Origin of the sequence: Pantoea sp. FN0302 (assembly GCF_050113775.1) — a bacterium.
Lineage (GTDB): Bacteria > Pseudomonadota > Gammaproteobacteria > Enterobacterales > Enterobacteriaceae > Mixta > Mixta alhagi.
Genome location: NZ_JBNJSM010000001.1, coordinates 447,498 through 465,371, shown reverse-complemented (window position 1 = coordinate 465,371; position 17,874 = coordinate 447,498). Strand labels below are relative to the sequence as shown.

The 17,874-nt window shown below is 53.2% G+C and carries 14 protein-coding genes and 1 tRNA gene; 7 read left to right on the top strand and 8 right to left on the bottom strand.

Going from position 1 to position 17,874, the window contains the following annotated elements:
* The first annotated feature begins 173 nt into the window (after nt 1-173).
* The 7 genes from ACQE32_RS02130 (at nt 174) to ACQE32_RS02100 (ending at nt 6,495) form a co-directional block, all read left to right on the top strand.
* Nucleotides 174-401, top strand: coding sequence for a YejL family protein (locus tag ACQE32_RS02130; RefSeq protein ID WP_085071075.1), 228 nt, complete (start codon nt 174-176; stop codon nt 399-401).
* A 21-nt stretch (nt 402-422) separates the two neighbouring features.
* On the top strand, nt 423-2,174 hold the full coding sequence (gene yejM, locus ACQE32_RS02125) for an LPS biosynthesis-modulating metalloenzyme YejM (RefSeq protein WP_427021263.1): 1,752 nt from the start codon (nt 423-425) through the stop codon (nt 2,172-2,174).
* A gap of 72 nt (nt 2,175-2,246) precedes the next feature.
* Nucleotides 2,247-2,323, top strand: a tRNA-Pro gene (locus ACQE32_RS02120).
* A 226-nt stretch (nt 2,324-2,549) separates the two neighbouring features.
* A complete protein-coding gene (locus ACQE32_RS02115) occupies nt 2,550-3,197 on the top strand; it encodes a hypothetical protein (RefSeq protein WP_426971944.1) in 648 nt (215 codons plus the stop codon).
* A 392-nt stretch (nt 3,198-3,589) separates the two neighbouring features.
* Complete coding sequence (locus ACQE32_RS02110) at nt 3,590-5,134, top strand: methyl-accepting chemotaxis protein (protein ID WP_426971943.1); 1,545 nt, start codon at nt 3,590-3,592, stop codon at nt 5,132-5,134.
* 143 nt (nt 5,135-5,277) lie between these two features.
* Nucleotides 5,278-6,159, top strand: coding sequence for a benzoate transporter (locus ACQE32_RS02105; RefSeq protein ID WP_427021262.1), 882 nt, complete (start codon nt 5,278-5,280; stop codon nt 6,157-6,159).
* 129 nt (nt 6,160-6,288) lie between these two features.
* Entirely contained in the window at nt 6,289-6,495 is a 207-nt protein-coding gene (locus ACQE32_RS02100) for a hypothetical protein (protein WP_085071069.1), read from the top strand.
* 49 nt (nt 6,496-6,544) lie between these two features.
* On the opposite strand, the gene ACQE32_RS02095 is transcribed toward ACQE32_RS02100, so the two are convergent.
* The 8 genes from ACQE32_RS02095 to ACQE32_RS02060 form a co-directional block, all read right to left on the bottom strand.
* Nucleotides 6,545-8,191 carry a multidrug ABC transporter permease/ATP-binding protein gene (locus tag ACQE32_RS02095; protein WP_426971942.1) on the bottom strand — a complete coding sequence of 549 codons (1,647 nt, stop codon included), beginning with the start codon at nt 8,189-8,191 and terminating at the stop codon, nt 6,545-6,547.
* A 96-nt stretch (nt 8,192-8,287) separates the two neighbouring features.
* Nucleotides 8,288-8,929 (bottom strand): DNA oxidative demethylase AlkB, encoded by a 642-nt coding sequence (gene alkB, locus ACQE32_RS02090; RefSeq protein WP_426971941.1) that lies wholly within the window; start codon nt 8,927-8,929, stop codon nt 8,288-8,290.
* Nucleotides 8,930-8,965: 36 nt separating this feature from the next.
* A complete protein-coding gene (apbE, locus tag ACQE32_RS02085) occupies nt 8,966-10,015 on the bottom strand; it encodes an FAD:protein FMN transferase ApbE (protein ID WP_427021261.1) in 1,050 nt (349 codons plus the stop codon).
* Between the two features lie 400 nt (nt 10,016-10,415).
* A complete protein-coding gene (ompC, locus tag ACQE32_RS02080; RefSeq protein ID WP_426971938.1) occupies nt 10,416-11,519 on the bottom strand; it encodes a porin OmpC in 1,104 nt (367 codons plus the stop codon).
* 489 nt (nt 11,520-12,008) lie between these two features.
* The gene (uilS, locus tag ACQE32_RS02075) at nt 12,009-12,869 is read right to left on the bottom strand and encodes a UilS family quorum-quenching N-acyl-homoserine lactonase (protein WP_427021260.1); all 861 of its coding nucleotides are present in this window, start codon (nt 12,867-12,869) and stop codon (nt 12,009-12,011) included.
* Nucleotides 12,870-13,031: 162 nt separating this feature from the next.
* Nucleotides 13,032-14,201, bottom strand: coding sequence for an HlyD family efflux transporter periplasmic adaptor subunit (locus tag ACQE32_RS02070; protein WP_426971936.1), 1,170 nt, complete (start codon nt 14,199-14,201; stop codon nt 13,032-13,034).
* Nucleotides 14,198-16,348, bottom strand: a complete 2,151-nt coding sequence (locus ACQE32_RS02065; RefSeq protein ID WP_427021259.1) for a type I secretion system permease/ATPase — start codon at nt 16,346-16,348, stop codon at nt 14,198-14,200. Before ACQE32_RS02065 ends, ACQE32_RS02070 begins: the two co-directional genes overlap by 4 nt.
* 16 nt (nt 16,349-16,364) lie before the next feature.
* Entirely contained in the window at nt 16,365-17,720 is a 1,356-nt protein-coding gene (locus ACQE32_RS02060; RefSeq protein WP_426980759.1) for a TolC family outer membrane protein, read from the bottom strand.
* Nucleotides 17,721-17,874 lie beyond the last annotated feature (154 nt).

Here is a 17,874-nt window from a genome sequence, read left to right as displayed (position 1 = left end):
TCTCCTTTAAGCTTCAGGCGCGTATTCAAACACCCCGAGCCCTTGCGATCAACTGGCGACTTCATCATCCGGAAGCGTTGCCGAAGTTTAACGCTACGGACACGATAAAAGTGCAGAAAAAAAGGCGTGCTTACGGTAAGATACCGCCTTTTCAATACGTATTAGTTAAGGTTATGCCACAATCATCCCGTTATAGTGACGAACGCGTGGAGCAGATCCTCGCGCAGCTGGTGCAGGTGCTGGAATCAAACCAGGCACCAACCGATCTTTCCCTGATGGTGCTGGGAAACATGGTCACCAACTTAATCAATACCAGCGTAGCGCCTGCACAGCGTCGTGCGCTGGCCCGTTCCTTCGCTGATGCGCTGCAAGCCTCAGTGCGCGAAGATAAAGCCCATTAATGTGATGATCTGACCGCAAATATGGTTACCAATCGGCAACGCTACCGTGAAAAAGTCTCCCAGATGATTAGCTGGGGGCACTGGTTCGCGTTGTTTAATATCATTTTTGCTACCCTGCTGGGCAGCCGTTATCTGCTGGTTGCTGACTGGCCCGGTTCACTGGCGGGGCGCGTTTACGCGTTTACCAGTTGGATCGGCCACTTCAGCTTCATTGTTTTTGCGGCCTATCTGCTGCTGATCTTTCCCCTCACATTTGTGGTGATGTCGCAGCGTTTGCTGCGCTTTTTATCCGCTATTGTCGCCACCGCCGGGCTTACGCTGCTGCTGGTTGACAGTACCGTGTTTAACCGTTTCCATCTTCACCTGAATCCGGTGGTCTGGGAGCTGGTCGTTAACCCGGATCAAAGCGAAATGGCGCGAGACTGGCAGCTGATGTTTATCAGCGTGCCGGCTATTTTTCTGGTGCAGATGCTGTTCGCCACCTGGAGCTGGCAAAAGCTGCGTAGCCTTAACCGCCGCAGCTTTGGCAAGCCGCTGGCCGCGCTGTTTATTAGCGCCTTTTTTGCCAGCCACCTGCTTTATATCTGGGCAGACGCCAACTTCTATCGCCCGATCACCATGCAGCGCGCTAACTTGCCGCTCTCTTATCCGATGACCGCCCGCCGTTTTCTGGAAAAGCATGGCTTACTGGATGCACAGGAATATCAACGCCGTCTGATGCAGCAGGGCAATCCGGAAGCGGTTTCTGTGGCTTATCCGCTGAGCGATATTCGCTTTAGCGACGGCGGCTCCGGTCAAAATCTGCTGGTGATTACTGTTGACGGTCTTAATCAGGCTTCTCTACCTAAGACGCTGCCTAACCTGACGCGCTTCGGGGAAGAGAACGTACGTTTCAACCAGCATTTTACTGCGGGCAGCTCGCCGGATAGCGGCCTGTTTGGCCTGTTTTACGGCATTTCTCCCAGCTATATGGATGGGGTACTGGCCTCGCGTATCCCTTCTGCCTTTATTAATGCGCTAAGTCAGCAAGGCTATCAGTTTGGCTTGTTTGCCTCTGATGGTTTCAGCTCGCCGCTTTATCGTCAGGCGCTGCTGGCTGATTTTTCTCTGCCGTTGGCAGGCGATCAGCCCAACAGTCAGACTACCGGGCAATGGCAGCGCTGGCTCGGTTCGCTGCCGTCAGGCCGCGCGCCGTGGTTCTCATGGATTTCCTATACCGGGCTGAGCGATCTGCCGGATGGCGCTAAACAGCGCGCGCAGCGCTATAGCCGTAACGCCAAAGAAATTGATAGCGAGATCGGTCAGGTATTAGCCACGCTGCAGCAAAAAGGACTGTTGGATAATACCGTGGTGGTGATCACCGCTCAGCAGGCCGTTACGTTGCATGCTCAGCAGAGTAATGATGCCCGCCCTGCCCTGCAGGTTCCGTTGCTGATCCACTGGCCGAATACGCCAGCGCAAACCATCAACAAGCTGACCGATCATCAGGATGTTATGACGACGTTAATGCAGCGCCTGCTGCATGTCAGCACGCCCCCTGCGGAGTATTCGCAGGGAGAGGATCTGTTTGCTGCCAGACGTCGCCATGACTGGGTTACCAGTGCGGATAACGATCGGCTCATTGTCACCACGTCGCAAATTACGCTGGTGCTGGATGCTAACGGCAGCTATCAGGCTTATAACCGCGAAGGTCAGCAATTGAAGGATCATAAGCCGCAGTTGGCACTGCTGCTGCAAGTGCTGACAGACGAGAAACGCTTTATCGCTAACTGATTATTAATAAAGCAGTTAGAAAGCCGGCGTCTTGCATTTAGCGAGATTCCAGGTAGTATAGCGTCCACATATCGGCACGTAGCGCAGCCTGGTAGCGCACTGTCATGGGGTGTCAGGGGTCGGAGGTTCAAATCCTCTCGTGCCGACCAAATTCCCTAAAAAACCAGCCCTAACCGGCTGGTTTTTTTCTTCCTGAAAATACCGGACGGCAGAAGCCCAGCAGCATTCTGATATTGCAGGGTAAATTTCTGCACAGGTAGTTTTCAGGACCCTATACCGCCCTGTTAACTCACACATCCTTTCGTTTATATTTTTCTGGCCTTAAAAATCTGATAAATTCAGTTTGATTTTTATCTACCTGAAAGGAATTAAGGTATGAGCAACTACAGGGAAATAGCGCAGCGTATAGTAAAAATACTCATCTCACCCGATTCAGCTTTCGGCTTCTGGAATGGCGTGCTTTCAGTACCAAAAGATATTGGTTATCTGGCATATGGCTTTATAGATACTGACTCACGGTATATTCGGGAAACCGAACGCATCAGGATAGTGACAGCGATTCGCTATGGCATTTTGAAGAATCATAATTTCATTAAAACCATTGAGATCGTGTTTGAGGCTTTTAATCAATATGTCCCGCAAGAAAAACAGAACAGTATCTACAGTAAAACACTGTTTTCCATTGCGGGCAGAGCCACGACTAATACGCTGATTTCTGGACGATTAGCACAAGCTATTGCACAAAATTCAGGCTTTTTTGTCGGCATACGTGGTAGTGTCGTTGGTAATGTATTACTGGCCGGAGGAATGGCGGAACGCAGTATTTATACGTCCCTACGGCTTCAAAATTACGCTCCTGAGGTTTATAAAGCTCTACGAGCTCACAATTATGATTTACTTTATTTTTTACTTGAGCCAGCTTTGCAACCCTTTGTAGAAGCGTTACATGTGAAATGGACTAACGGAACGCCAGCCTTTAACCGAATTCTCGATGCGGTAGATAATGAACTCAAACAAAAATGATGCAAAACACGAGACCGCTATTCGCATACTCCTGCATTACGCTGGTTCACTAATCGGTGGATTGCTCGTATTCCTGTGCGCCTACTGGTTTTTCCATTTTGAGACCTGGACAGAACGAGGCATCTATATTGGCCTGACACTACTGGCTGTATACATAATGCTTAAACTGGTGCCCAAAAAGTACCGTTAAATCCGCCCTGGCTGACTCAATACACTGCGAAACACCTGTTTGACAGGTTCGATATCTCTCTATGGTTACGTATTTTCTTTGCGCAACGAAATATTTTCCCTGAGCAATCATTCGCTTATTAATTTCTTTAATGAGGGGATCTATAAACTTTTTACCGCAGGCCGATAGTAACAACGTTCATTAATCATCCAGGTAAACCCTCATGAAATTATCGACCCGACTTGCGGCTGGATATGGCCTGCTTATCTTACTGTTAGTTCTTTGCGCTGGCGTAGCGCTGCATGCCCTGACTAATGCTCGGGAAGGCATGGACGATACGGTGAACGTTAAGATGAAAAAATATCAGCTGATCCTTGATATGCGCGGCAGCATTCGGGATATGGCTATTGCCGTTCGCAACCTGGCGCTGCTGAGTGATCCAAAGGCAATGCAGCCGGAGTGGGAGCGTCTGCAGAAGCAAAAGCAGCTTTACATTCATAATCGCGAAGAACTGTCGCAGATAATGAAAATTGATTCGACGTCGGCAGGACGCGATGCCTTCCGCAAGGTGCTGGATAATGAAGAGGCGGCATTTAACGCCTATGAAAAAGCGGGACAGCTCGGCTTGCAAAACCTGCAGCAGGAGACAACCACCTACCTGATGACCGTAACGCGTCCGGCGCAAAATAAGTTGCTCGACGCGCTAAACATCATGACCAATGTGCAAATGCAAAACGCCCGCAATGCGGTTACGGATAGCAGCGACGAAATCACGCGTACCTTTATTTTCCTGAGCGTGCTGGTAGCAGTGTCGATAGCGTTGGCGGCGGCAACAGGTTTTATAACCGTACGGAGCCTGATGCGACAGTTAGGCGGTGAACCGGCGCAGGCGCAGACGCTGGCAGCGGCCATCGCAGACGGCGATCTTACCTCCACCATGTCGTTGCGTTCGGGCGATACCACCAGCCTGCTGGCCTCGCTGTTGCGTATGCAAACGCGCCTGAGCGAGATGGTCACACAGATTAAAGATGCCTCCGCTTCCGTTTCACTCGCCTCGGATGAAATCGCGCGCGGCAATACCGAGCTTTCTGCACGTACCGAGCAGCAGGCTGCCGCTCTGCAGGAAACCGCTGCCAGCATGGAGCAGCTCACAGCAACGGTGAAAAGCAACACGGCAGGTGCCAGCCATACGGCAGGGTCGGCGCGTGATACCGCTACTCTGGCCCGTAACGGGGAAGAGAGCGTGCGCAAGATGAACAAAACCATGGCTGATATCTCTCTCAGCGCGGCGAAGGTAAGGGACATTACCAGCACCATTGAAGGTATTGCGTTCCAGACCAACATTCTGGCGCTGAATGCTGCCGTTGAGGCAGCGCGCGCTGGCGAGCAGGGACGCGGTTTTGCGGTAGTCGCTGGCGAAGTGCGCACCCTGGCGCAGCGCAGCGCCACGGCGGCAAGAGATATCAAAGGGCTTATCGAAGAGGCGGTAACACTGGTGGATCAAGGGGTCACGGTTGCTGACGGCACTGCGGCCAGCATTATGAGCGTGGTCACTATGGTCAGCGAACTGGCCAGTGCGATGGATGAAATCGCGCTCGCTTCAAAAGAACAGATGCAGGGGATCTCCCAGATCAGCGTCGCGGTAGGTCAGATGGATGGTGTCACGCAGAGCAACGCCGCGCTGGTTGAAGAGTCCAGCACCGCGTCGCAGTCGCTGGCGGAGCAGGTTCATGCCTTACGGGGTATGGTGGATACTTTCCGCGTCTGATCGGAACAATATTTGATGCCAGCCGAAGGCCTGAGGCTGGCCTGGTTTTCACCAAACAGCGTGCAAAGCACGCTGTGCCTAACACCAGATGCTGCGACATATATTTCAGTAAACTTACAATCTCTTGTTAAAAAAATGCAGGAATGTCATCATTAGCTATATCAACACATACAGTTATGCGCGTTTCAGGGTCATTCTTTATGATTTACGATTGTTTTCTTTATTATGACGAAGATATGCTGCTGGAGTTACGACTCAACGTCCTGGCTCCTCATATTGATAAATTTGTCATTGTTGAATCTACCCACACTTTTACCGGCAAGAAAAAAAAACTTAACTTTGATATTTCCCGCTTTCAAAAATGGGCCGATAAGATTATTTATGTGGTATTCGATGAGGTGCCCCACGAGGATGCCTGGGAGAATGAACGACGTACGCGTAACCATTTGATGGCAGGTCTGGCGCAGGCAAACGATGAAGACATCATTATTATCTCTGATGTTGATGAAATTATTTCACCTGCGGCTTTACAACATTTTAATAAACGCGCGCTCTGTACAGTTTTACATCTTAATTTTTATAACTATCAATTTAATCTTCAGGTGTTCAACGCTGATGGCTCGCCGCGAAAATGTACCTTAGCCAAAATGACCACTTTCAGGACGCTGCAACGCTTTTTTAACGGCAAACCAGAAGATTTCCGTAATGTGAAACGCTCACCTATTCACCAGCGATGGTTTAAATGGAATTATCTTAAATACCGCACCCGCATTATCCCTGATGCCGGCTGGCATTTCTCCTGGTTAATGCATCCGGAGCGGATTGCAGAAAAAATGTCGAGTATCTCTCATACTGAATATGATGTGCCTCAACTAAATAATCTGGAGCATATTCAGGCTGTGATGTCAGAAGGGAAGGATATCTGGAAGCGAGAAAGGATATTAAAAGCCGTTCCTCTGTGTAAGGAACAATTCCCCCTTCCGCTGGTAGAAAATCAGGAAAAGTATCGCGATTTTATCCGGTAGCCTTCAGTTAATCAGGGCCGGATAAATGCTGCGCCCTGTCACAAAGCGGTTTAACTTAATAAAACCTTCACATTATTGTCACAAATCTTTCCTAGCCTGTTGCCACCTTAACGAAACGGGAATCAGGCTATGGCGGCTGTTAAAGCAAAAAACATACAGGATACTGAAGCCCTGCTGCATTCAGGCGTTAACAAGGTGGAGCTGGACTGGGAGATAGACAGCGATGATTTCTTCCATCTTGCCAGCCACTGGTGCGAGCGTGGAGCAAAAATTACCCGCTCTCAGCATCACTTCGTGCTGTCGGTAAAAGGTTTCGCTATCCCGCCAAATGACTGACAACACTCGGCCGGGGTTGCGTTCGCATACCCCGGCTTACGGTACACGCCTAACGCCCGGTATCGGTGCGCTGAACTGCATCCAGCGTCGCCTTCTCTCTCTCACTACCTGTTAACTCGTACAGCTCCCCTTCGCGCATCTCCAGCAGCCGATCGGCATGGATAAAATAGTGATCGTCGTGGCTGATGGCGAAAACGGTTTTGCCGCTTTGCTGTAGCCAGGGCAAGAGTTCACGATAGAAAACCCGGCGGAAATGGGGATCCTGATCGGCGGCCCACTCATCCAGCAGCAGAATATCACGCTGCTCCGCCGCTGCCAGCAGCAACGCCAGACGCTTGCTCTGCCCTTTCGACAGCTGCAGGTTCACTACCCTGTTTCCATCCAGTTTTAGCTTGTCCTGCATTTTCAGTCGTTCCAGCCACTGTTGCACCAGCACCGGGCTGGCCGGCTGCGCGTCAGGACCGATAAGACGATCAAACAGATGGACGTCGGTGAAAACCGCAGAGAAGAGATGGCGGTAACGCTCAATATCCGTTACCGCTTCACCATCAAGCAGAATGGTGCCGGAAACCGGCTGATAGAGACCGGTCAGCAACATCGCCAGCGTCGATTTTCCGCTGCCATTGCCGCCAATCAAAAATACCAGTTCGCCGCGCTTCAGCGTCAGGTTGATCGGCCCAACGCTGAAACCGTTATCGCCATAATGGAAAACCAGGTCACGCAACTCCAGCGTTTGCCAGTCGGCGACAGCGGAGGTGGTTGAGAAATGCTCGTGCCACTCCGCCAGCTGAAAGCTCCGCAGCTTATTAAAAGCCACCTGGGCGCTTAACAGCGTTGGCAGTGCACCAACCGCCTGCAGCAGCGGCGTGCGTAAAAACAGCAGCATCAGAGAGTAGGTCGCGGCGACGGCGGTATTCGCCCATCCCAGACCGTTGGCCATAAAGAACACCATACCGATCGCACCCAGCATCATAATGTTCGACCAGTTAACCGCGCTGAGATGAAAGGTATCGGCACGCACGATATGGTGCCGGTAAGCGTTGGCATTTTCCTGATAAACGGTGTCATAAATCTGCTGCGCGCGCGTGCGGTTCAGCGCCAACTCTTTGCGGCCATCTATCACTGTCTGGTAATCGGCATAGAGACGATCTTCCGTCTCGCGCAGCTTCGCCATATGGCTGTAAACACGCGAAACCAGCAACCAGCCGCCGATAATGGTCACCGCAACCCAGATTGCCGTTACTGCCAGCATCCCCGGTGACAGCCAGGCAAGATAAGCCGCCGAGCCGATGGTCAGAATAATCCCCTGGATCAGCTCCGGCAGACGCACAAAGGCGATGGTGATATTGCGCACATCGCTGGTGAGCCCCGCCAGTAACTGTGCGCTGCCGATCTGTTCAATACGTTGAATATGCGTATCGAGGATACGCTTGATAAACTGACCGCGCAGCTTCCAGACAAAGTGATGTCCCAGCAGCGTCAGCGCCAGCTGTGAGGCCAGCGTGACCGCCATCAGCAGCAGCAACAGGCCAAGAAAAGTTGGCAGAACCGCCATTGAAGCATTGATACTGACAATCAGCTCGCGGTTAATGTAAGCAATAATGCCGATACCCAGCGCCGCACTGAGCAGATTAAGCACAATTATCGCAATAAACGGCCAGCGGTACTGTTTATAAACGACGGAGAGCAACTCCATAACTGCATCCTGATAAAAAACAAAGCAGCCTGCAGTTTAATGAGAAGCTAATCGATAGCAATAATAATTCTCAATCAGAATAATACAGATCTAACCTCAGCGCGCGCAGCGGAAAGTCAGGTTGTAACGGAACGCGCCCGCCAGAGGATGAATGCCCGCTTTTACCGGCAGGATACCGTGAAAACGCAGCCGTGAGGCGCCACCCCATACCACTACGTCGCCATGTTCCAGCATTACACGCTGAACGGCATCGCCGCGTTCAAAGCCACCAAACTGAAACACCGCCGGCAGACCAAGAGACACCGAGACGATGGGCTGTCGCAGATCCTTTTCATCCTTATCCTGATGAAGCGACAGTTTTGCACCCGGTTCATAGCGGTTAATCAGGCAGGCGTCAGGCTGAAAATGGCTAAAGCCCGCCTCCTGCGCGCACGCCTGTGCCAGCAAACGAAACGTCTGCGGCATCGGCGGCCAGCGGCGTCCGGTTTCATTATCTTCACCGGTATACTGATAGCCGCGCGCATCGCTCGACCAGCCGAGATCGCCACAGTTGGTCATCGCCACCGACATGCGGTGACCGCCCGGCGTAATGCGATGATGGAAAGGGTTACTCTGCGCTACCTCTTCAATCTGCGCCAACAGGCTGGCCGCCTGCTCGCGGGCACGCCGTCGCAGAATAACCGCACCCTCTGCCAGAGGCTCAGCCCAGGGGGCTTCTTCACTAAACAGATCTAACATTGCCGCTCCGCTTTCCGCCGTAAACCTTGTTGCATGCTAACGGGACGCAGAGGCGCCCTGCAACATAAATGCGCGAAACTGTGGCGACATCCAGCTGCTGAAACCCTCTTTATCTTTGGTAATCAGATAGACCGCCAGCTTTTCCCGCAGCGCCAGCGCTTTGGCTTTTTCAGTGCCCAGCACCATCAGGCCGGTATCCCAGCCGTCCGCTTCCAGCGCGGTAGTGGCGATAACGGTCGCAGAGACCAGACGGTGTTCAATGGGCTGACCGCTTTGCGGATCGATGACGTGGGAAATACGTCTGCCGTCCAGCTCGTAATAGTTGCGGTAGCTGCCTGACGTGCTGATGCCGTGCCCCTGTAAATTGACCAGCGCCTGCACAGCGTTCTCACGATCGGTCGGCTTCTGAATCGCCACCCGCCAGGTTTTGCCCGCAGTGTTACGGCCACGCGTCAGCACTGCGCCGCCAACCGAGACCAGATAGTTATGGATGCCCTCCTTTTCCATCAGGCGCGCCAGATGATCGGTAGCGAAGCCCTCTCCCATGGTAGAGAGATCGACATACAGCCCCGGCAAATCTTTCTGCAGATAAGCACCGTCGGCGCGTTCAATCACCTGCAAATGTTGCAGGCCGGTCAACGCTTTCGCCGCATTGATCTCCGCCTGCGACGGCGTATGCAATGGCTGTTTATCCGGACCAAAACCCCACAGATTAACCAGCGGCCCCACGGTAATATCCATCGCGCCCTGGGTTAACCTGCCAATACGCAGCGACACTGTGACGATATTGGCCATCTCCTGGCTAATAGGTTGCGGACTGAGGTCATGAGATTGGTTAAAGCGCGACAGTACGGAGTCCTTTTTCCACGTTGACAGCTCGTGGTCATCCCTGTCCAGCTGCTGCTGAATTTTCGCACGCAGCTCCTCTTGTCGGTCTGCTGACACGCCCGCCAGGCTAACGCGCCACTGGGTTCCCATGGTTTTACCTGTCAGCACCAGCCCGTTATCCGTCGGCGTCTGCTGCCGTTCACAGCCCGTCGCCAGCAATCCCAGCAGCATTACCGCTGCCAGCGCTCTTTTTTTCATTGCTTTCATCTTCATCTGTCGTTGTATTGTTCGGCGAGGCGGCACTACGCACGACGCACCGTGGCGGCACATTTTGCCCCATTTCTGCTCAGGCGATGTTGACAAATGTGCCTTAAATCCGGATTAACGGGCAAAACAAAGATGGCACGAGATGTGCTTTATTCAGGCAGGTTAACGCTATTAGGGGAAATGCGTATGCACTATGCAGGCTCGCGCCAACAGTGGATATACTGCCTTCTGGCCTGTTGCAGCTTTACGCCTGGCGGCACAGGGTTTGAAGGTATGTGGGGAGATGCGCTGAAAATGGTGCCCGGCGCGCAAAACAGTGAGGGTTCTGCCCCTCTAAAGCGAGGCGTAAAAAAGGCGACGCTGAGCGTCGCCTTGCAGAAAGCGGGAATGATTAGAACTGATAAACCAGGCCCAGCGCCACTACGTCATCGGTGTTGATACCAGCTGCGTCGGTAAACGCGTTGTCATCCAGCAGGTTGATCTGATAATCAACATAGGTAGACATGTTTTTGTTGAAGTAGTAAGTCGCGCCTACGTCGATATACTTTTTCAGGTTCTGCTTGCCGTAACCCTGGATATCTTTACCGCGAGAGGTCACATAAGCCAGGGACGGACGCAGACCGAAGTCGAACTGATACTGCGCAACCAGTTCCCAGTTGTCTGCTTTATCAGCAAAACCGTAGGCTGCCTGATCGTCGTCGCCGAAACGGGTAGCGTTATAAGAACGGGTGTACATCGCCGCCAGGTAGATGTTGTTTGCGTCATATTTGAGGCCGCCGGTATACGCTTCCGCTTTGTCGCCGTTGCCCAGAATCGCACCGCTGTTCTGGTAGTTAGTACGGTCAGACTGGAACATTGCCGCACCCAGCCCCAGGCCGTTGCCCAGGTCGTAAGTGGTGCTCAGGCCCCAGCCATCGCCGTTCTGCGCCACAGCTTTACGGCTGCCAGCTTCTTCCGGGTTGCTGTCATTTTTGCCCTGGTACTGTACGGCAAAGTTCCAGCCGTCAACCAGGCCGAAGAAGTTGTTGTTACGGTAAGTAGCTACGCCGTTAGCGCGCTGGAACATAAAGTTGTCTGCGCCGTAGGTATCGCCGCCGAACTCCGGCAGGACATCGGTCCATGCGCCGATGTCATAAGCCACGCCGTAGTTACGACCGTAGTCGAACGAACCTGCGTCACCAAATTTGATACCGGCAAAGCCAACACGCGTATAAGAATCTTCGGTGCCTTCGTTTTCGGAATGGTTCAGAGCAACCTGATACTCCCACTGACCATAGCCGGTCAGCTGCTCAGAGATTTGGGTTTCGCCTTTAAAACCGAAACGCAAATAAGATTGGTCGCCGTCGCTGCCGTCGTTGTCAGAGAAATAGTGCAGACCGTCCACTTTGCCGAACAGGTCAAGTTTATTGCCGTCTTTATTATAGATCTCTGCTGCGCCTGCGGAGCCTGCTACTAACAGCGCCGGGACCATCAGGGAGAGAATATGACGTTTCATTTTTATTACCCTCTGGTTATGTGCCTTATAATTGCCACTGCTTGTCGAGCGTTTATTTTTCGGTCGACAGCTCATTGTTCAATCGCCAGAAGTAATAATCCATAAAGAAAATGCTACTAATTTTCCAAAACTGTTTCTATATATTTTATTTTTATCGGTAAATGTAAATTACGTGGAACTTTTAAACAGCACATAGCGTTAAAAAATTAAGCACTATTTGATAAGAAATATCTTTATTACAGGTTATCAGAGAGTTAAAAATAACCATGATATCAGCACTGAATGATAAAAAATTTCTTATTGAGGGTTATAAAATAGATCCCGCTATCATCATTTTATTTCATTATTACCTTCATTCACCCTGAATGAGCTGTTTTACCCTTATATTCTGCCGGACATTAACTGTCCGGCTTTTTTTATCAATTTTTAACCAGCGCCCTACTGCAAACGCGCCAGCTGATGATTGGCGGTTATCCGCCTCCTGCTCAGTTACAAATATTTTTTAAACCACTCTGTCTGAACGCGAATAACCTGCTGGAAATGTGCGCCGGTATAGATATCGTAATGACGGGCATCGGCCTGCTCATACAGTTTCTTCTCCTGAGCACCAATGGCGGCAAATAAAGCGCGGCCCTGCTCTGGTGGATTAACGGTATCATTTTCGGCAATCACCACCAGCGAAGGGCATGTGACCTGAGCGGCAGAAAGAGCTGGTTTATATTGTAATGTTTCGCGCACCGTCAGGAACGGGATTTTAATATCCATCTTTGGATAAAGCGCCCGATTCTCTTCAAAAAAGGCTTTGGATTCGGCATCGCTTAATACGCGGTTGACGCTCACCATCATCTCTTTACCGCTATTTTTCTGCTTTTCAGCCATTTTATCCAGTGTGGCAATAAAGGCGTTTTTCTCTTGCTCATCCATTTGGCCGCTAACGATCGCTTCACCATCGGCAAAGGCCAACTGGCTGACAATACATTTAATTTCTGACGCTTCCGCCGCCGCGCCAAAGACATGGCATCCGCCAAAAGAGGTTCCCCAGAGACCGATGCGTTGTGCATCAAGCTCTGGCTGCTGCTGAGCCCAGCGCACCACGGAAAGAATGTCGGCAATCTGCATTGCCGGGATCAGGCGGCCCCGCTCACCGTCACTGTCGCCAAATCCACGGTAATCAAAGGTAATAGCCGCGAAACCGGCCCCGACAAAGGCCTCGGCAAACGCTGGCAGCAGAATTTCTCGAATGCCGCAGAACCCATGACATAAAACGATAACCGGTTTTTTACCTTCACCGCCTGGTTTGTGCAGCGTAATAACAATACCGTCATCATTTTTTTGCGTTAAAACATCCATTAACCTGTTTCCTGTATTTATTTAACCTGATACACACGCTTTACTTTTTAACAGCGCGCATATTATAAAACGGGAAAAGAGTAAACTTTGAGAGATTCGTCTGGGTTATTATTTAAACCTATTATTTTTCGCATTGTTGTCACAAAAAACAAGCTACGGCGCTTAGCGTTCACGCATCGCTTCGTTAATTTTATTTAGCGGTTTAATTAAATAATCCATTACTGATTTTTGACCGGTTTTTATCTCTACATTGGCGACCATGCCTGGCAGAATTGGAAATTTACGGCCAGCGCGGTTAGTCAACTCCGCTTTTTGCGTGCGCACATAAACGCGATAATAATACTGATCGCGCTTTACCTCATCCTGGAGGGTATCCGGGGAAACCGTTTCCACTTCGCCATCCAGATCGCCATAAATTGAAGAATCGTAGGCGGTAATTTTCACTACGGCAGGCAGGCCAGGCCGAATATAGGCGATATCTCGCGGGTTAATGCGGGTTTCAATCAGTAGCTGATCCTCCAGCGGCACAATCTCCATCAATTTACCGCCCGGCTGCAACACGCCTCCAACCGTGGTCACCTGTATATCTTTTACGATGCCGCGCACCGGGGATAACAGCGTGGCACGCGTCAGCTGATCCTCTTTGCCGGTCAATCCCTGTAGCTGGGCGTCCAGCTCGGCATTATTTTTGACCTGTTCTTCGCGCGCGCGCACCGCATATTCGTTACGCGCTTCGTCGATTTTGCCGCGCAGTTCGCTCACCTGCCGACGCAGACGAATCACTTCCACCTCGCCCGCCGCGCCCTTCGCCACCAGCGGCGCGGTCATGCGTAACTCTTCCTGCACCAGCTTCAGCGACTGTTGCAGGTTGTTGACGGTTTCCAGTAAATTACGGCGTCGTGACTCATAGAGCTGCGTTTCACGCGCTACCAGTTCCGGCTCACGCAGCGTTTGCTCGCTAAACTGCAGCGGCTCGCCGGTGAGCTCGGCGCGTAATCGTTCCGCTGAGGCACGCAGAGTGCGTACTTTCGACTGCGCCTCGCCAAAATTGGACTGAAAGCGGGTTGGATCAAGCCGCGCCAGAACCTGCCCTTTACTGACAATATCCCCTTCATGCACGTTCAGCTGATTAACGATACCGCCGTCAAGGCTCTCAATTACCTGCGCCCGGCTGGAGGGCGTCACTTTGCCGGTGCCCACCGTGACTTCATCGAGAATAGCGAAATGCGCCCAGACCAAAAAGATCACCAGCGCGGCGCTGCACAGCCAGATAATCAGCGAGGTGCGGCGTTCATGGGTTTTTAACTGGCGATCAACCGTAACCTGCGTCATGCGGCATCTCCTTTGGTTGGCTTCGCCGCGCTGGCGCTACGCAAAATATCATCGCGCGGGCCATCTGCGACAATACGACCGTTGTCCATCACCACAATCCTGTCCACCAGCTTTAACAGCGCCGGACGATGGGTTACCAATACCAGCGTGCGCCCGCTTAGCCAGCTTTTCATTTGCCGGATCACATGTTCTTCCAGTTGTTCATCCATCGAGGCGGTGGGTTCATCCAGCAGCACCACCTGCGGCTGACGCAGGATCATACGGCTGATAAGCACCATCTGGCGCTGACCGCCGGAGAGACCGCGGCCACCCTCGTTAATAATACGATCCAGGCTGGCGGCATCCTGCTGCACCAGGCTCAGTGCGCCGCTGACGCGCAGCGCCTGCAGCATCTCCTGTTCGCTGGCATGCGGATTGCCCAGCATCAGGTTTTGCCGCAGGGTGCCAAAAAACAGCCGGGAGTCCTGCGACAGCCAGCCCAGCTGACGCCGCAAATCAACCGGATCGATACCACTGATATCCACGCCATCAACAATCACCTTGCCCTGCGTCGCTTTCGCCTGTCCCGCCAGCAGCTTTAGCAGCGTCGATTTTCCGGCGCCAACTTTGCCCAGCAGCGCGATGCGCTCGCCTGGCTTGATCTGCAGCTGCCCGATGTTCAGCACATTTTTGACATTTTCTTCATCGTAGGTGTACTGCACGTTACGCAGATCGTAATGACCGGCCAGTGTCGGACAGTGCGCCATCTCGCCCTCTTCCGGCTGATCGAGCGGCTTTTTCAGCAGCTCATCCAGCCCTTTCATCGCGCTTTTGGCATGTTGCCAGCGTGAGAAAATCATCGTCAGCTGCATCAGCGGCGCAATGGTGCGTGAGGAGAGCAGGCTGCTGGCGACCAGCGTGCCGGTGGTGATATCGCCCGCCAGCACCAGATAGGTACCGTATACCAGCATGCTCGCGTAGGTCAGCTGCTGTACCGATGAGGCCCAGCCGGTGAGTCTCGCTCCCCACAGTCGCTGTTTCATGCCGATAGCGGCGCTCACTTCATGCGTCTGCTCCCACTGGCGCTGGAAATAGGGTTCCGCCTGTAGCGCTTTGATATCCTCTACGCCCTCAATGGTTTCCACCAGCACCGCATTACGCAGCGCTCCTTCGCGCATCCCTTCCTTCGCCAGTTTTGCCATCGGGATCTGCACCAGCAGGCCCGGGATCACAATCAGCGGGATCGCCAGCAGCGGAATGATCACCAGCGGACCGCCGATAAACCCCATGATAAACAGGAACAGAATAACAAACGGCAGGTCCGCCGCCGCGCCAACGGTGGTGGAGGTCAACAGCTCGCGTACCTGATCGATCTCACGCAGCTGCGAGATAAAAGAACCGGTGGATTTCGGACGCGCTTCGTTACGAATATTCATCGCTCGCGCAAACAGCATGGAAGAGATCTTGAGGTCGATGCGTTTGCCCATCAGATCGGAGACCTGGGTACGCATCAGACGGATCAGGTATTCAATCGCAGCGGCGATCAGCACGCCGGCAAATAGCACCCACAGCGTCGGCTCCGACTGCGCCGGGATCACGCGGTCATAAACCTGCATCGAAAACAGGATGCCCGCCAGCGCCAGCACATTACCCACCACCGAGGCGAGAGAGATTTCAGCGATGCGCCGTCCCATGCCGCGAAAGTTTTTCCAGAACCAGTGCTCCTCATACGGCTGCACAAACTCATCAATGCGCGCATCGCGTGCGCGCGCCGCCACGCCGGGCACCGCCACCTGCTGCTGACTTTGCGCCAGCAGCTCCGTCAGATCGCTTTCACGCACCACATCGCCGCCATCGCTCAGCCAGTAGTGCGCGCGTCCTTCAGCATCGATCGCCTCGACCACTGCCACGCTGCCGTTATCCAGCAGCAGGATCACCGGCGTCACCTCCTGTCGCCAGCGTAACTTTTCACGCGGCGTCATGCTGAGATGCAGGCCCAGCAGCCCTGCCAGACGCTCCAGCTGTTTATCAGACGGCAGATGCTCAAACCAGCGCATCTGCTGACGCAGCGTTTTACCATCGGCGGGCTTGCCGAAGCGGGCGGCAACCCGCAGCATCGCCGCGATCCAGTTATCGGTAGAGGTGGTCATAGTCGCTGCCTTATTCATCTCTGTTACCTGCTTGCTAATTCAGTGAAGGCAGACGCTCGCCGCTCTGCTTTTCGCGATCGATGCCCATCATATCCAGCAGATTGTCCACCGCTGCCGCATAGCGCACCGTGGCATTCCAGCCGTCATACAGCGCGGTGATGCGCATGCTGTCAGCCTGAAACACATCCTGCTCGACGCTGAGCAGATCGTTGAGGCTGCGCTTGCTGAGCCGGTACTCGTCCGCATAAACCGAGCGGGTGTGCTCTGCGCTTTCCAGCTGTACTTCTCCCGCCTGCTGACGCTGCTGCGCGCCGATCATGTCGGCGTAGGCGGTGGAGGCGTTCTGGTTAATATCGAGCTTGGCGCGCTGGATTTCCGCCTGCGCCGCCTGACGCGCCGCCTCAGCGGAGCGGGTGCGGGCATCGACCAGCCCCCCCTGATAAAGAGGCGCTTCTACCCGTAGCTGCAGTTCATCATCCCAGTAAGATCGGTTGTCGTTTTCATAGCGGGTACGTCCCGCCTCCACTTTAACCGTGGGCCAGTGATTCGATGCCGCCTGGTTAACCCGCTCGCGGGCCGCCTGCTGCCTGGCCTGCGCGCTGCGCACCGCGGCGCTTTTCTCATAGGCGATACGGTCCAGCGTTACCTGCTGCTGTAACAGCGATTCCGGCAGCTCTGGCAGGTTATCGGAGATGACGCCGGTGAGTACCGTAAGCTGCGCCTGCGCCGAACGCTGCTGAGCACGATACTGCTCCAGCGTGGCGCGCATTCCGGCCAGACGCGTGCCCGCCTGCAGCACGTCAGACTGCGAATTCAGGCCAGCATCGGCACGCAGTCTGGCGATGTCGCGCACATGCTCCAGTGAGGCGATATTTTTTCGTGCAGACACCACCAGCGCCTGATAGCGCTTCACCTCCAGGTAGGTCTGCAGCGTATCGGCGGCAACGGTTGTCATGGTATCGAACAGGGCAAAACGGTAGGCGTCAGAAAGCGCATGCTGCTCATCGATCGCTCCGCCGGTACGCCCAAAGTCATACAGTAGCTGGCTAAGCATCACGCCACCGGAGGCGGTATTGTTCAGGCTGCCGGAGGAGTTGGTCTGATTCGATCGTCCGCCGGTCGCCTGCAGGGAAATCTGCGGATACCAGGCGCTTTTGGCGGCGTCCAGCTCCGCCTCGCCCACGTTGATCTGTGCAGCGGCCTGGGCAATTTGTGGATTACGGGCGAAAGCGCGCAGAATCGCTTCACGTAGCGTAAGCGTGGCGATGCGCTCCTCGGTAGGTGCGGCACGCCAGTTAAATTCAGCTTTCGGCTCTGAGGCCGCCCAGGCGACATGCCCCACGCAGCCCCACGCGGCGCTCAGGCAAAGAGAAATAAGGAGTTTACGCATGCAGCTCGATCAACCTTTTTATTATTCGTACGCGTGAGGCAGGAGCCGTTCCCTCGTGCGATACTCATATCCGGTAAAATAACATCATGAATCATTACCGAATTCCATTCATTTTATTAATCAGTTGCGTAATTTTGCCGTCAGCTATTTTGCG